The sequence below is a fragment of the Shewanella sp. c952 genome (assembly GCF_019654975.1).
GTDB lineage: Bacteria > Pseudomonadota > Gammaproteobacteria > Enterobacterales > Shewanellaceae > Shewanella.
Genome location: NZ_BPEW01000001.1, coordinates 329,030 through 344,508 on the forward strand (window position 1 = coordinate 329,030; position 15,479 = coordinate 344,508).

12 protein-coding genes are annotated in these 15,479 nt (G+C 43.3%); 7 read left to right on the top strand and 5 right to left on the bottom strand.

Features of this window, described 5'->3' with window-relative positions; translation table 11 throughout:
- Positions 1-96: 96 nt before the first annotated feature.
- Positions 97-651 carry a TMEM165/GDT1 family protein gene (locus K5R16_RS01325; protein ID WP_220735740.1) on the bottom strand — a complete coding sequence of 185 codons (555 nt, stop codon included), beginning with the start codon at positions 649-651 and terminating at the stop codon, positions 97-99.
- A 662-nt stretch (positions 652-1,313) separates the two neighbouring features.
- Here K5R16_RS01325 and K5R16_RS01330 point away from each other — a divergent pair.
- A complete protein-coding gene (locus tag K5R16_RS01330; protein WP_220735741.1) occupies positions 1,314-2,513 on the top strand; it encodes an aromatic amino acid transport family protein in 1,200 nt (399 codons plus the stop codon).
- A 192-nt stretch (positions 2,514-2,705) separates the two neighbouring features.
- Positions 2,706-4,865: a S46 family peptidase gene (locus K5R16_RS01335; RefSeq protein ID WP_220735742.1), complete on the top strand. Its 2,160-nt coding sequence runs from the start codon at positions 2,706-2,708 to the stop codon at positions 4,863-4,865.
- Positions 4,866-4,942: 77 nt separating this feature from the next.
- On the opposite strand, the gene K5R16_RS01340 is transcribed toward K5R16_RS01335, so the two are convergent.
- Positions 4,943-5,527: a hypothetical protein gene (locus K5R16_RS01340; protein ID WP_220735743.1), complete on the bottom strand. Its 585-nt coding sequence runs from the start codon at positions 5,525-5,527 to the stop codon at positions 4,943-4,945.
- Positions 5,528-6,754: 1,227 nt separating this feature from the next.
- Between K5R16_RS01340 and K5R16_RS01345 the strand changes: the two genes are divergently transcribed.
- Both K5R16_RS01345 and K5R16_RS01350 read left to right on the top strand, forming a co-directional pair.
- Entirely contained in the window at positions 6,755-7,039 is a 285-nt protein-coding gene (locus K5R16_RS01345) for a hypothetical protein (protein ID WP_220735744.1), read from the top strand.
- Between the two features lie 172 nt (positions 7,040-7,211).
- Positions 7,212-7,928 (top strand): Crp/Fnr family transcriptional regulator, encoded by a 717-nt coding sequence (locus K5R16_RS01350; protein ID WP_220735745.1) that lies wholly within the window; start codon positions 7,212-7,214, stop codon positions 7,926-7,928.
- Here K5R16_RS01350 and K5R16_RS01355 read toward each other — a convergent pair.
- The 3 genes from K5R16_RS01355 to K5R16_RS01365 form a co-directional block, all read right to left on the bottom strand.
- Complete coding sequence (locus tag K5R16_RS01355; protein ID WP_220735746.1) at positions 7,925-8,647, bottom strand: RNA pseudouridine synthase; 723 nt, start codon at positions 8,645-8,647, stop codon at positions 7,925-7,927. The genes K5R16_RS01350 and K5R16_RS01355 overlap by 4 nt on opposite strands.
- 7 nt (positions 8,648-8,654) lie before the next feature.
- On the bottom strand, positions 8,655-9,365 hold the full coding sequence (locus tag K5R16_RS01360; protein ID WP_220735747.1) for a DUF998 domain-containing protein: 711 nt from the start codon (positions 9,363-9,365) through the stop codon (positions 8,655-8,657).
- 215 nt (positions 9,366-9,580) lie between these two features.
- Complete coding sequence (locus K5R16_RS01365) at positions 9,581-10,930, bottom strand: Na+/H+ antiporter NhaC family protein (RefSeq protein WP_259649735.1); 1,350 nt, start codon at positions 10,928-10,930, stop codon at positions 9,581-9,583.
- 365 nt (positions 10,931-11,295) lie between these two features.
- Here K5R16_RS01365 and K5R16_RS01370 point away from each other — a divergent pair, with 365 nt between their 5' ends.
- The 3 genes from K5R16_RS01370 (at position 11,296) to K5R16_RS01380 (ending at position 15,467) form a co-directional block, all read left to right on the top strand.
- Positions 11,296-11,820 (top strand): DUF3087 domain-containing protein, encoded by a 525-nt coding sequence (locus K5R16_RS01370; protein ID WP_220735748.1) that lies wholly within the window; start codon positions 11,296-11,298, stop codon positions 11,818-11,820.
- A gap of 220 nt (positions 11,821-12,040) precedes the next feature.
- Positions 12,041-13,321: an O-acetylhomoserine aminocarboxypropyltransferase/cysteine synthase family protein gene (locus tag K5R16_RS01375; protein WP_220735749.1), complete on the top strand. Its 1,281-nt coding sequence runs from the start codon at positions 12,041-12,043 to the stop codon at positions 13,319-13,321.
- A 274-nt stretch (positions 13,322-13,595) separates the two neighbouring features.
- The gene (locus tag K5R16_RS01380) at positions 13,596-15,467 is read left to right on the top strand and encodes a GGDEF domain-containing protein (RefSeq protein WP_259649736.1); all 1,872 of its coding nucleotides are present in this window, start codon (positions 13,596-13,598) and stop codon (positions 15,465-15,467) included.
- The last annotated feature ends 12 nt before the right edge of the window (positions 15,468-15,479 follow it).

A 15,479-nucleotide genomic window follows, 5' to 3' on the forward strand; every position in this document is an offset into this window, starting at 1 on the left:
GACAGCAAAATATAAAGGCTTGTGGAGCATAAATCCACAAGTCTTTTACTCTTATCTACATCATCTCAGCCTGAGCCGTCTCAGCTCTATCCAATCTTAAAACATCAAAGTGACTACACCGAGCAGCGCAAATAAGACAGCACAGCCACGATGGATCCAATGCATTGGTAGCTTCTCGGCGCTAAAGTGCCCTGCAATAACTACAGGGACGTTGGCGATTAACATGCCCAGCGTTGTGCCCATCACTACCATTGCCAACGCATCATATTTAGCGGCCAGTACGACGGTGGCTATTTGGGTTTTATCGCCCATTTCGGCAATAAAAAATAGGATAAAGGTAGCTAAGAAAGGTCCCATCGAATAAAAACGACTCTCCTCTTCATCAATTTTATCTGGCACAAGCACCCAAAGTGCAATGGCGAAAAATGATCCTGCGACTAAATAGCGTCCGATCTCGGGACTGATATAACCGATAGCCCATTGCCCAAGCCAAGCAGCGGCAAAATGGTTGGCGAGTGTCGACAGAAAAATACCCAGAATAATGGCTGTTTTGTTTTTAAAGCGGGCGGCGAGAATGAGCGCCAATAGCTGAGTCTTATCGCCTATTTCGGCGACAGCAACGGTAAACGTTGAGGCAAGCAGAGCTTCCAATAGTATTCCTATATTAGGGAGGCAAAATTCCAAGCACAATACACCCCTCCCTAAAATGAGTGGCAATGTGCTCAGGTCTTGCTGGGTTAATGACAACAGTCACTAACTGTAAGTACCATGGCGTATGGCCAATTATGTTGATACTTACTCAATCGATGTAAATCAGTTACTGCGATTGATAGCTACTCCCCTGAAGCAGAGCCGAGCATTATAGTGATAATGGGGCTAACTTCAATGCTAAAAAGGCAACCGATGCCTCATTTTTGAGCTAAAACAGTAAAACGTAAACTAAGTGTTACTAAGGCTTTACAGCATTATTGTGGATTCGTATTAAGTTGATTTTATGCTATGCAGATGGCTTGCCCGCTGGGTTAGTAGCTGTTAATGTCGCTAACAGTCATTTTTTAGAGAAAGAGTCGTAATGAAACAATCTTATCGATATTGCCCGCGATTTATCAAGCCTCAGTGGCAAAGTTGATAAGGTGAATATCCGTATTATTTAACTAAGCCGTTGGGGCCAATTGGAATCGTAAGGTCGATGATGACCAGATTCGATTGGGGGCTGTTAATAGTATTGTTAACTTGCGAAAATATCTCTCCCTCAAAGTCGTTCTAAATCTGACCTACCAAAAATAAATTATAAAATCTAACAGGACAATTTTGTGAACTCAAAAATACTTGGCTCTATCGCCATTGTAGCTGGAACTGCAATTGGTGGTGGTATGTTGGCATTGCCACTTGCTACTGCATCACTCGGTACTATCCCTGCACTACTGTTACTGGTAGTCATCTGGGGCGTATCTATCTACACCTCTTTATTAATGCTTGAGATCAATTTACGTGCAGGCGTAGGCCTAAACGTGCATGCGATTACCGGTAAAACCTTAGGTAAATTTGGGCAACTTATACAAGGTGGCTCATTTCTAAGTTTGCTGTTCGCATTGACTATGGTCTATCTGATGGGTGGTTCGTCGCTGCTTGAATCTAAGATGGAACTGGTTGGCATGCAGATGGACAACCAGCTCGCGGTACTGCTGTTTACCGCTATTTTTGGTGGTTTTATTGCCGTCGGCGTGCGTTGGATTGATAAAGTCTCTCGAGTTCTATTTACATCGATGATCGTACTACTGGTTATTGTTGTGGCCTATCTGCTACCTGAAGTGGATATGAATCTGCTGATGAAAAACTCAACTGCTGGTATGGTTGTAGGTAGCGATTTAACTAATCTATGGTTAGCGGCTATTCCTATTGTGTTCACCTCTTTCGGTTTCCATGTCTGTATCGCGACTATCGTGCGCTACTTAGATGGCGACGCAATCTCACTACGTAAGGTGCTTATAATTGGTTCAACTATTCCGTTGGTGTGTTATATCCTTTGGTTGATGGTGACATTAGGTACGTTAGGCGGCAAGACGGTTTATGGCTTTGAAGGCTCATTACCGCTATTGGTAACAGCGCTGCAGGGCGTAGCTGATTCTGCCATCTTACAGCAGTTTATTGACCTGTTTGCTAACCTTGCATTGGTTACATCGTTCTTGGGCGTGACCATGAGTCTGTTTGATTATGTGGCTGAACTAACCCGCGCTAAAGACAATGCCTTTGGCCGTGCTCAAACTTGGTTATTGACCTTTATACCGCCACTTTTATGTGCGCTTTACTACCCAGATGGTTTTTTCCAAGTGCTCGGTTTCGCCGCTATTCCGCTGGTTGTGATGATTATCTTCCTGCCAATAGCCATGGCTTTAGGCCAGCGCAAGCAGAATTTGGGCGGTTATCAAGTGAGTGGTGGCAGCGCTGCATTAAGCGCTGCAGGTGTATTGGGCGTCGGGATTATTGCCGCGCAGCTGTGGGTTGCTCTATAGATAAAGTAGAAATGCAACGTTAGTTTTACAGATGATACATTTGGAGTCTGTTTATTAGCTAACATCTTGTGATAAAGTCGAGCGTCGATATAAATATTGAGCTCGGCTTTTTTGTATCTAAAGCAGAGCATAAGTTGTATCTGGCAGTAAGCAAAAATAATAATCCTAAAAATAAAAAATGGACTTAACAACATGAAAAAATGGCTTTTGACAGCTGCAGCGATGGCGACCTCTTTTGGTGCGATTGCTGACGAAGGTATGTGGCAGCCTTATCAGTTGCCTGCAATGGCAGACGAACTGAAGGCAAAAGGGTTGGAGATCGATGTTAACTCGATTTCAAAACTAACCGAATTCCCAATGAATGCCGTGATCAGCCTTGGCGGCTGTACAGCGTCATTTGTTTCACCAAAAGGCCTAGTGGTAACTAACCATCACTGTGCTTATGGTTCAATTCAATACAACTCAACACCAGAGAAAAATTTACTCAAAGATGGCTTTTTAGCTAAAAGCTTTGCTGAAGAGTTGCCTGCTACGCCGGGTTCTCGTATCTATGTTACTGAAGCCGTCACTAATGTGACCGACGATGTGAAGTCAGGCCAAATGAGTAAAGTGGGTAATGACTTCTATAAAGGCATAGAGCAAAAAGAAAAAGCGCTAGTAGCTGAGTGTGAAAAAGAAGATGGTTACCGCTGTCAGGTTTACAGTTTCCATGGTGGTCTTGAGTATTACCTAGTCAAGCAAATGGAAATTCGTGACGTACGCCTAACGTACAACCCAGCTGCGAGTGTGGGTAAATACGGTGGTGATATCGATAACTGGATGTGGCCACGTCATACTGGTGATTACTCTTTTTATCGTGCCTATGTAGGCAAAGATGGTAAGCCAGCTGATTTCAGTAAAGACAACGTGCCTTACGAGCCAAAGAGCTTCTTGAAAGTGTCTGCTAAAGGCGTTAGCGAAGGTGATTTCGTCATGGTGGCAGGCTACCCTGGCCGTACAAATCGCTACCGCACCGCGAATGAAGTCGAAAACCAGTTTGAGTGGGCTTATCCAGAGGGAAAAATTCTCCGTGAGCGCATTATTGAGATCATCAAAGAAACTGCACCTGAGGGTAGCGATGAGCGCATTAAGTATGAAAGCGCGATTGCAGGTCTAGCTAACTACGCTAAAAACTTCACCTCGATGATTGAGTTCTACGGTAAATCAACCATGCTTGATGACCGTAAAGGACTAGAGCAAGACTTAGCTAATTGGATTAAAGCTGATAAGAAACGCCAAACTAAATACGGCGAAGTATTGGCACAATTGGACAAGCTAATTGCTAAAGGTCAACAAGGTCAAGAACGTGATTTACTGCTGGGCTATATGGGTTACAGCACCATGATGAGCACAGCTAATCGTTTGTATCGTTTAGCCAATGAAAAAACGTTACCAGATATGCAGCGTGAACCAGGTTATCAAGACCGTGATATGACTCGCTTTACCTCTGGTATGGAGCGTATTGAGCGCCGTTATGCTGCCAGTGTTGATAAAGCAATACTCGCAGACCTAATTAGCCGTTATGCCGCACTACCAAAAGATCAGCGCTTACCTGCGTTTGATAAAGCCTTTGGTATTGGTAACAAGTTCGATATGGCTAAGTTTAATAAAACGCTAGATAAGATGTATGCCAACACTAAGCTGTCAGATAAAGACACGCGTTTAGCATGGATGGATAAGTCAGTTGCTGACTTTAAAAAGTCTAAAGATCCATTCATTCAATATGCAGTCGCGACTTATGACGAGCGCATGCAACGCGAGCAGGCTGAAAAGCAGTTAGCGGGTGATTTAATGAAGGTCCGTCCACAATATATGGACGCCATCATTGCTTATAACCAAGAGCAAGGTAAGCCAGTGTATGCTGATGCAAACTCTAGCCTGCGGGTAACAGTTGGTCATGTTAAAGGTTACTCACCTGAAGATGGTCTACAAGCAGTGCCATTTACTCGTCTTGAAGGTATCTTGGCCAAAGACACAGGTGTTGATCCATTCGATGCGCCTAAGAAGCAACTTGAGCTTATCGCTAACAAGCAGTACGGCGATTACTATGTCAAGTCGCTAGATTCTGTACCCGTTAACTTCCTATCGACGCTTGATACCACAGGTGGTAACTCAGGTTCGCCAACCCTGAATGGCCGTGCTGAGTTAGTCGGTCTACTGTTTGACGGTGTATACGAGAGTATCATTGGTGATTGGGGTTACGATCCTGAGACTAACCGCTCTATCCAAGTTGACAGCCGTTATATGCTTTGGGTGATGAAGTATCTGGATCATGCAGATAACTTGCTTGAAGAGATGGAAATTGTGCATTAATCATATTGATTATGATTAGTTAGCCTTTTGATGCAAAAGCCGAAACATGAAAGTGTTTCGGCTTTTTTGTTGGATATTTAACTTTCGCTATTTTGGCTGCTTTTTACCAAGGAGCTTTGGAGTTTATTGATAGTTTTCATTAGTTCCGTGATTCTGGACTCTAATTCAAAAAAAGCATTGTTCAAATTGCTGTTGGAGCTAGAAATGTATGACCAACATGTTATTGAGATATTTGATGAGGCTTCTTCGTACTCAAAAAGTTGATCTTTTAACTCTGGGGTATAAACATGGATAAGCATATTAAGGCGCATTTGATTTTCGGATTGATCCGACAGACTCTTTTTAATACTTTCTATTTGTTCAATAATTTCTGCTTCAGATAACCCTTTTCTTTGATTCGGTTCAATTTCAGTTTTATATAATTCGGAATGAAATTGTCGTAATTCAAATAAGAGGTTAAACATTGGCTCGAGGTTACTGAGTTTTTCTTTTCTAGCGCTAACACGTCGTTCATGTTGATGCTGCATATCTAATTGCTCAAAGCGGGCTCTCATTTCAGTTTTTGCTCTTCTATGAAGAAAAATCTGTATCAGTATTACTCCGATAAAAGCAAGTAGCCCAACAGCTAACTGAGCGGCGGGCCCGAATAATTTATGAATCATCAGGAATTCAATAATGTACATACTCTGAGTGTTTTTTGGATGTTGTGAACAGTACACTAAAGTGAAATCTTAATTTTATCAATGACTAAAAATACGAACTTACGCCCGAGGAAAGTCGTGGCGCTTCGCCCACACCCGAGCCAAGGGGGAAAGCGCTTGCCCCCCTTAGCGAACCCTCAGCGCCCCGGCGAAATTTAAAAAGCGAAATTTCCAACGGGGGAGATTAGCTTCTGCGAGCTCAGCTTTTTATCTTTACTCCAGTGCTAACTGAGAGCGCCGTTAATTTTTAGCATAAAGCTGAAAACTGAAAACTCAAATACAGCAAGTTCGCGCTTTTTTAACCCAGTGTAGATACGGCTGTGACCATCCATGACATGGATGTCATGGCGAGCTTCCATGGACGGACTTGCTGCGCGTCACGGTCGTATCTGTACATGCGCCGACCGCAGGTCATTGGAACCGCAAATATATCAATCTGCACCCGAGCCAAGGGGGAAAGCGCTTGTGCCCCGCTCTTGATTTCATAAGAGTCAATCCCTCAGCGCCCCCGGCGAAATTTAAAAAGCGAAATTCCCAACGGGGGAGATTAGCTTCTGCGAGCTCAGCTTTTTATCTTTACTCCAGTGCTAACTGAGAGCGCCGTTAATTTTTAGCATAAAGCTGAAAACTGAAATACAGCAAGTTCGCGCTTTTTTAACCCAGTGTAGATATGGCCGTGACCATCCATGACATGGATGTCATGGATGTCATGGCGAGCTTCCATGGACGGACTTGCTGCGCGTCACGGTCGTATCTGCACATACGCCGACCGCAGGTCATTGGAACCACAAATACATCAAGCTGCACCCGAGCCAAGGGGTAAAGTACTTGTGCCCCGCTTTTAATTTCATAAGAGTCATCCCTCTGCACCCCTGATGAAGTTGTCGCCCTCGTACTTATTCGAAATAGCCTAACGCTTCCGATGGGACATCTGCTGTAAATGGACTTACGAATGCTGCGGTGGCATGGCCTATTCTGTTCAGCACTTACCACAGGCAATTGGAATCAGTGACATGTAAAGTCAGTTTAATCGCGTTTAATAACGTTTAAGCCGGCAGTATCGTTATAGGTTTGTCCGATAACGGACATTCATTCTGTCTGAAAAACCGTACCCTGTGCTGTATCGAAAATGCTCTTAGCTGCCAAGGTGATTGAACAGCTAATTCTAGGGTTCTTACAGGTGGTAAAATGAAACAGTTTTTAGTCTTAGTACTCGCTATGTTGGCTTTTAATTCCGTAGCGAGTTTTGATGAAAAAGTAGCGGCGTCCTTTGCCGCTAAATATGAAGTTTGTGCATTAAAGCTCAAAGATACTAAAGGATATAAGTTGAAGGCTCTGGGGCTTAAAATTAAGGCTGATGAGATAGGTCGAGATAAAATAAGTGGCGACTATATTAAGGCTTTTGTAAAAGAGAAAAATAAGGCTTGGCTGCTACCACTACATAAATGCAAAAAATTCGCTGATAGGCTGTAGCTGATTAGCGTATTCGATTTTTGAAATGATAAATCAACATTGAGGCTATCATTGGCCTAACCGTTCACTGTGGACGGTTTTCTTGTAGGTGAATTACGTCATTGTGGTCAGTCTCAATATGCCATAATAGGGCTAGCTAACTATGGGTAACTCATCTGTTTAAGGTAATAATTTGATTGACTCTACGCTGCTAAAGGCACTCCACTGGAATACAGAACTTTCAGCAGGTTTGACTGAAAAGTTGTTATCGATTGCCCAGCTTAAAACGCAATTGAAAGCGAGTGAGATGGACGGTGCGACGATTGCGCATCAAGGCGCCAGCTTTGTGGTACAAGGCACCGTAACAATTTGCCTGCAAACCCCGAACCTTAAAACCGTCAACAATATCGTGATGGGCAAAGGGGATTGGTTTGGTAATTATGACAGCCGTAACTCATCTTATACGCCATTTTTTATTAGCGGAATTGATGAGGTAACTCTTATCCATTTCAGTAATTTCGATCTACACCGTCTTGCTCAAGAGAATGTTGAGATCTATAAGTGGTTTCATTCGTTGTCGCTGGAGTCTAAAACTAAGTGGCTGCAGTCGCAGTTGATGATGAGTGAGAATAAACTAAAGCGAGTGGTGTATCTGCTTTTGGAGCTTGCCGCTCATATTCCATTGCTACGTGGTGAGACACCTAAAGTGTCGATATCTCAACAGCAAATCAGTCAAATAACTGGTATTGCTCGTCAGCGAGTTAATGAGGTTATTAAGCAACTGGAAAAAGAACAGTTATTGCAAATTAAGCGCAGTTGTATTTACCTAACTGACTTAACCGGGCTGGGACACAAACTTGATAAAGTCGATTTGAGCCTGCGAGATCCAAGGTTGATGATAGACCTTTAGTTGGGAGCTATTGAAGCCAGCAGCTTGCCTAATTCAGTTTGACTTAAAGGGCGCATCTCACCTTTAGCTAGGTCAGCTAGCTCTAGCGTTTGAATCGAAACTCTTTTCAGATCTATAACCTTAAACCCGAGTGCTTGAGACATGCGGCGGATCTGTCTATTCAACCCTTGAGTCAAGATTATCTCATAGCTATCTGATGCTAAACGAGTGATAGTGCAGGGCAGAGTGGTGACCTCTTTATAACTCACTCCCGCAGCCATTTTCTGTAAAAAGTCTTCATCAAAATTGCGATTAACTCTTACGTGATAAGTCTTATGGTGACCAAAGTCGGGGTGCATTAGCTGATGGGTTAGCTCACCGTCATTGGTGAGTAGTAATAGTCCACGGGAATCTTTATCGAGCCTACCCACTGGATAGAGTCGTGGTGATGTCGGTAGCAGATGCAGCAGGCTATTCGGAAGGTCGTCCAATAGACGACTGTCGGTGCCAACGGCTTTATTAAACAACCAGTAAGCTTTAGCTTCAACGGCTTTAAGTCGCTCACCATCGACAACAATTTTCTCTAGGCAGTCTTGGCCGTCAGATGTGTCGATGAGGGTCACGCTATCAATATGGTTGGCGAGGCGATCGTTGAATATGACATGGCCCTCTCTAATCAAACGCGTTGCAGCGCGGCGAGAACAGTATCCTGTCAGTGCTAAGTATTTTGCCAGCCTCATAGTGTTTTTATTGCTCTCCAGCTAAGTAGCGCTGAGACAGTTCGAGATAGTTTTTTATGGCTACTTTCCTTACCGTCCAGGCAAAAGATAAACACCAAAGCAGAACAATATTGGTTTGTAGCCACATAGTGATAGCTACCCAGCATGGAGCGCTTTCGGGGGGGTCACAAGGGCTAAAGTCGAGAGTATTCCAATCGAGCTGTATCACTAAGGCTGATGCAGCGATAAAACCCAGAATGCTCAAAATAAAAATGGGTCCTTTGCAGATGGAGTGCTGACTGAATCTGTCAGTAATACATAAAAAGTACATCAATACTGTGCCGAGTAAAAAGCAGGTTGATACTAAGCGGTGCATCTCTAGGTAATTAATCGGAAACATGCCCATTAACAGAACACTGATGCCGACCCAACCACCGACGAGGGATAAGTAGTGACTAAAGAATCCTTGCTTGAGTTGGTACAAGCCGAACATCGCCAACATAATGCAAATACCTGTGATCATCAGTGCGATATTAAACACAAAGGCGAATTTAGCGTTGTTGTAGTCACCTAGAAAATCAGAACGGCGATTGAAAACAGCATCTCCGATAACCTGGTATTCAGCCCAAACAGAGATGGAAACACCTGTAGCGGCGATGAGTGCACCAAAGAAAATGGTCAGTACGACTAATCGGTGTAGATCATACTGCACCGATTGATATTTAGCTCTATCTTCCATACTTGCGCTTGCGAGCCATAAGTTAAATCCCTTGCTGTGATATGAGTAGGGTAAGTCATTATGACAAAAAGTGCTCGGGTGGTGCAGATATTTTCAGCATTGTTTTTAACTTGCGTATACACAGTGATTTATTTAGCAATAAAAAAGCACCCTTGAGGTGCTATTTTATTGCTATTTACACTATGACTAAATAATAGCTAACTTACTCGGATTGACTAAGCACGTTTACGAAATGCCACAATCAGCACCGCGACAACTGCTAAGATCATGCAGTACCATGCGTGAGTAACCACTTCTAATGGTGATAAGCTAAAGGTTGATGCAACCAACAATGCTTGTGCGCCGTATGGGATTAGGCCTTGGATAATACATGAGAATATATCCAAAATACTGGCTGCACGTTTTGGCGTTACGCCATGCTTTTGGGCTAAATCTTTAGCAATATCACCAGTCACTACAATTGACACTGTGTTGTTAGCTACACAAGTATTGGTCGCTGCCACAATGCCTGCCATGCCTAGCTCTGATGCGCGGCATGATGCTTCGCCTTTCGCTTTAGAGAATCGAGCAATCAGCTTTTCTATGTGCTTGCTAACAAAGGCTAGTCCGCCTTGTTGCTGCATAAGTGCAGCTAAGCCACCCACTAGCATAGATAGAATGAAAATTTCCTGCATGTTGCCAAAGCCAGCGTAAATATCTTGGCCAAACTGAATAACGCCGTAGTCCATGGTCAGTAGCCCTGTAACACCAGCCAGTATAATACCCACAGTCAGTACAACAAATACGTTAAGGCCTGCAACTGCCAAGAACAGAATAGTGAGATAAGGAATGACTTTAATGAAGTCAATCTCTTGGGCTGCTACATCAGCTTGTCCTTGGCCAACTAAAGTGAAGATAATTAGAGTGATAATAGATGCTGGAATCGCAAAGATAAGATTCTCTTTAAACTTATCTTTCATTTCACAGCCCTGAGTTCGCGTGGCTGCAATGGTGGTGTCAGAGATAATTGATAAGTTATCACCAAAAAGAGCACCAGAGATAACAGCGCCCGCCATAATGGCTAAATCAATTTGTGCTTCGTTGGCAACACCCAGGGCGATAGGCGCCACAGCGGCAATCGTGCCCATTGAGGTACCCATTGCGGTTGCGATAAACGCCGCAATGACAAAGAAACCAGGTAACAATAAGCTTGAAGGCACGAGTGATAAGCCCAAGGCTACAGTGGCATCAACACCGCCAGTTGCTTTTGCTACTGCCGCAAATGCACCCGCAAGCAGATAGATCATACACATTGCAATGATATTAGAATGACCAATACCTGCTAGAAATGTCTCAATTGATTGATTCAGTTTCTGCTTCGAGATCAGTATCGCAAAGATAATCGCCGGCAGAATCGCAACTACGCTCGGTAGTTGGTAAAAAGCAAAGTCGACACCTTGGCTTTGAAAGTAAACTCCAGCACCAATAAACAGTGTTAGAAAAAGAAAAAGCGGAGTTAGCGCAAGAAACGATGGCGCTGTTGCGTCAGTTGTTTGAGCTTTTGGGGCGTTACTGGAATTCGTCAATGTTATCTCTCTTATTTTAAATCAGTCATCGAACCACTGTTCCCATCGCCCTCCTAGCTGGAACAAACTGTGCTTTAAATGAATAAATTCACAGAATGGTACATCTCAATAGCTAAGAGGATATGAGATCAAGCGACGCCTGTCAATTTAGACGTCTAGATGTTTTTACTGCCAAAGTGAACGTTTGGTAAAAGTTGTGACATAAGTAGGATTAACCGCTACTTATTTTAGCAAGAACTTAACTTGCCAACATTGAAGGATAAATACAAATGTTTTACCAAGACAAGGTGGATTTTGGAATATTAACTGATAGCTAAGGTGCTAGAATAGCAGCTCTTCTATCTGCTTAATCTTGAGAGCCACTAATGCAATTAATGCACGTTGATAAACAGACATATCGAAAGAACACTAATATTGTTATCGCGACGTTTGTTGCTAGTCTGGCCATACTGTCGCTGGTTTTTGGGTCATTGTTGATTCAGTTATTTGGCGCACCAGCACTACCTGATGACGGGTCGACGGGGAACTTTCATCTGAACGTATTAGGTGTGATTCTGTCTTTAGTTGTCTGTAGCGGTGTGTTGCATAGTCAGAAGAATAAACCTTATATGCGCGAAGTTTATTACGTTTGGCGACTAAAGCAGCTGCACAACCAAATTTATCGTAAGCTGGCTAAAATAAAAGTGGCCGCTGAAAACAATGATGTAAATGCTTTCATCATCCTAAGTTTCTATTTTGTCAGCCTCAAGCAAGTTTATAGTTTGGATGACAATACGTTAACTATCGCGACAGTCGAAAAAGACCTTCAGCAGTTAAATGAAAAGATAGCATCGCTAGGGCTAACGATTTCAGCTGAGCAGTTTGAGCCAGAGCTGCTGGATAAGGTTTAGTACTGATCGAGTCGCTGCTGTGTGAGCTAGCAATAGCTAGCTCACGGTTGTACTGAAGTGAGTTACCTTCAGGCAAATATGATGGCAATAACTTGCGACCAATGCACTCCACTCAGCAGGCGTTTAGCTTAGCTGGACTCAAAGTAAAAAAACATTTAGACTTCTAGATGGCTATTTGTTATGTTCATATTTCATTCAAATGGAATAGGAACTAGCTGGTATGAAACTCGAATCTTTAGCACTGCATCATGGTTATGAATCGGAAGCGACCACTAAGGCGGCCGCGGTGCCTATCTATCAAACCACCTCTTATACCTTTGATGACACCCAACACGGAGCGGATCTATTCGATCTTAAGGTGCCTGGTAATATCTACACTCGGATTATGAACCCCACTACCGATGTGCTTGAACAGCGCATTGCGGCTATTGAAGGCGGAATTGCTGCACTAGCGTTAGCATCGGGTATGGCGGCAATCACCTATGCAATCCAAGCCCTCACCGAAGTGGGTGACAATATTGTCAGTACCAGCCAGCTATACGGCGGCACTTATAATCTATTTGCACATACACTACCAAGGCAAGGTGTTGAAGTCCGCATGGCGGGTTTTGATGAGTTCGAGCAGCTAGATGCACTTATTGATGACAAAACTAAAGCACTTTTTTGTGAATCTATTGGTAATCCTGCCGGCAATATTGTTGATCTACAGCGCTTAGCTGAGATCGCTCATAAGCATGGTGTACCGCTAATTGTCGATAATACCGTAGCAACCCCGGTGTTATGTAAGCCGTTTGAACATGGCGCAGATATCGTCATTCACTCACTAACCAAATATATTGGTGGTCATGGTACGACTATCGGTGGAGCGATTGTTGATAGTGGTAAGTTTGATTGGGCTGCGCAGCCAAAGCGTTTTGCGCTGCTTAATGAGCCAGATGCGTCCTACCATGGTGTGGTCTATACCCAAGCCTTCGGCCCTGCGGCATTTATTGGTCGTTGCCGTGTGGTTCCTTTAAGAAATACTGGCGCTGCACTCGCACCACAAAGTGCATTCTTATTGCTGCAAGGGCTAGAAACTTTAGCGTTAAGAATGGAGCGCCATTGTGAAAATGCGCTAGTTTTAGCGCAGTATTTAGAGGCTCACCCAAAAGTGAGCTGGGTTAATTACGCTGCGCTGGCTAATAGTCCTTTTCATGATAATTGCCACAAAATCACTGGCGGTAAGGCCTCTGGTATTATTAGTTTTGGTATTAAGGCGGCAGATGGGAAAGTGGCTGGCGGACAGTTTATTGATGCACTAAAAATGATTTTGAGACTGGTCAATATTGGCGATGCTAAATCATTGGCTTGCCATCCAGCTTCAACAACCCACAGGCAGCTCGATGCCGCTGAGCTGGAAAAGGCTGGAGTGTCGGAAGATTTAGTGCGGATCTCCGTGGGCATTGAACATATTGACGATATCATTGCTGATGTCGAGCAGGCCTTAGCGCAAGCTTGTTAACTTGTTCACACTTCAGTTAAAAGGTTAGCTTGCAGGCTAACCTTGCCTGTCTGGCCGCAGAACATTCAGTAGGTAGTTGGGATAACTAGTGATGTGGCCAATAGGCAGTGCTTTAATGTCTTCGAAGGGGATAGATAGATATTTACTATAGTGTTGACTATGTCATTATTTTATATTGAAAAGCGTTAAATCAAGTTACCAAGTTCACAATTTTTTTTCATGTGTTACTCTGCTATTTACTACTCATAAAGAGTTAAGTTTAAAGAGTTGTAAAATGCATAAAAAAATAATAATCGCGATCACATGTTCTGTTTTTATGGCACTTTTTTCCTCTGCTCATGCGAATACTACGCTGCTGCAGTTAGAAACAAAGTTTAAAGATAACTTTCCAGAAACGGCGCTATCCACACTTAATAATGCTGACATCGCAGAAGATGAATTAACCGCATCTGAACGTGCGCGCTTGTACTTCCTCTATGGCCAAGCTTATGAGAAGGCTCGTCAGCTAGAGTTAGCGATTGAAAGTTATGATAAAGGTATCGCTGAAGTTGAGTCTCTACCTATTTCAGACATACTGATCGATAGTTATTTAGAACGCTCTTTTGCTGCCTACTTGCAGACTAACGACCCGGCTGCTTACTGTGTTGACCGTCGTAAGGCTCTTGAATATGCACGACAACATGACAATCAAGAATTGCTTGCTAAGACTCTGACCCAAAACGCTTATTGCTATTATACAGCTACAACTGTTAATGAAGGGATTGCGCTGCTCGATGAGGCGATGGTGATTGTTGATAAAGGTGAGCAGCTAGATGTACACAGAAAAGCGGTTATCTATAATGCTACTGGCAGTTTATATCGCATTGCAGGCTTACATAAACGTGCCTACGATAATTTTAACAAAGCCTATGAAACTTGGAAAACGGTAGACGACAAAGAAGACATGTTTAACATGCAGCATAATATGATTAGCTCAGCGATTAAGTCTGGTGATTGGGATAATGCTAAAGTTAATATTGCTGCACAGTTTACCTTAGCGGAACAAGCTCCTGAATTTAAAGATTTTTACTTTTTTGCCTACCTAAATGCTGGCCGAGTGGCACTTGGGACCTTCGATTACTCACTTGCGGTTTCACACCTCGAACAAGCCGTTGCCTTTAAAGATACCACTCAAGAGCGCTATTTTGTCACCAGTAGCCATCTGTTTTTGGCATTAGCGTATATGCGAACCGGTGAGGTAGATAAAGCGGCTAATATGGCGGCTATTTTTAAACAAGATACGCGTTTCCCTGCCAATATGACCAGTATGGCGCTGACCGCTGATGCGATTTTGGCATTCGACAACCGTGACTACTTGAGTTCAGTGAATACGCTGTTAAAAATTATAGATGAAGAGCGTGAGCAAAATAAGATCATCATCAATAATAAGGTCATAGAAGCCGCATTAGATCATAACGCTAAACTGGCAGAGTTCGAGAATATGTTATTAGCGAATAAGCTCGAGCTCAAGGAGCTGAGCTTGAAAGCCGCCACAGATAAAGAGCGCATCAGTGAACTTAAGCTCAGTATCTATTTTTTAGTGGCAGTGGTGCTATTAGCAGCAATAATCTTCCTGCTACATTCTCGAAAAGTGTTTATGGGTCGCGCCCAAACTGATTATCTCACCGGTATTGCTAACCGAGGGTATACCTTTGTGGCAGGCGATAAAATCCTCGAAAAAGCGATCAAAAAGCAGCAGTCAGTATCGGTGATCATTTTTGATATCGATAACTTTAAAAGCATCAACGATCAATATGGTCATCATGTTGGTGATCTCACCATTCAAGCTACGACCAAACGTATTCAGCGTTTGCTTAAAGAGCAAGACCTTATAGGTCGAATTGGTGGCGAAGAGTTTCTTATTATTTTACCTGATACCAGTGGCGAAGAAGCAGCAGCGATTTCTGAGCGGATCCGCAGCGCCGTTGCATCACAGCCTTTTCAGTTTGATGAGATTAAATTAGAGCTAACTATTAGTTTGGGTATTGCGGTTTTACATGAACAAGCGACTACGCTGAGTGAGCTCGTCATAGAAGCAGATCAAGCGCTCTATAAGGCCAAGTTCTCGGGTAAGAATAAGGTCTATCTCGCTTGGCAACGTGCCTAAAGCTGAAGGGCC

Bases quoted from the DNA above. Each gene is read 5' to 3' on its own strand.
- K5R16_RS01375 (WP_220735749.1), top strand. From the start codon at position 12,041: ATGAAACTCGAATCTTTAGCACTGCATCATGGTTATGAATCGGAAGCG.
- K5R16_RS01335 (WP_220735742.1), top strand. From the start codon at position 2,706: ATGAAAAAATGGCTTTTGACAGCTGCAGCGATGGCGACCTCTTTTGGT.
- K5R16_RS01370 (WP_220735748.1), top strand. From the start codon at position 11,296: ATGCAATTAATGCACGTTGATAAACAGACATATCGAAAGAACACTAAT.
- K5R16_RS01345 (WP_220735744.1), top strand. From the start codon at position 6,755: ATGAAACAGTTTTTAGTCTTAGTACTCGCTATGTTGGCTTTTAATTCC.
- K5R16_RS01355 (WP_220735746.1), bottom strand. From the start codon at position 8,647: ATGAGGCTGGCAAAATACTTAGCACTGACAGGATACTGTTCTCGCCGC.
- K5R16_RS01360 (WP_220735747.1), bottom strand. From the start codon at position 9,365: ATGGAAGATAGAGCTAAATATCAATCGGTGCAGTATGATCTACACCGA.
- K5R16_RS01380 (WP_259649736.1), top strand. From the start codon at position 13,596: ATGCATAAAAAAATAATAATCGCGATCACATGTTCTGTTTTTATGGCA.
- K5R16_RS01340 (WP_220735743.1), bottom strand. From the start codon at position 5,527: ATGATTCATAAATTATTCGGGCCCGCCGCTCAGTTAGCTGTTGGGCTA.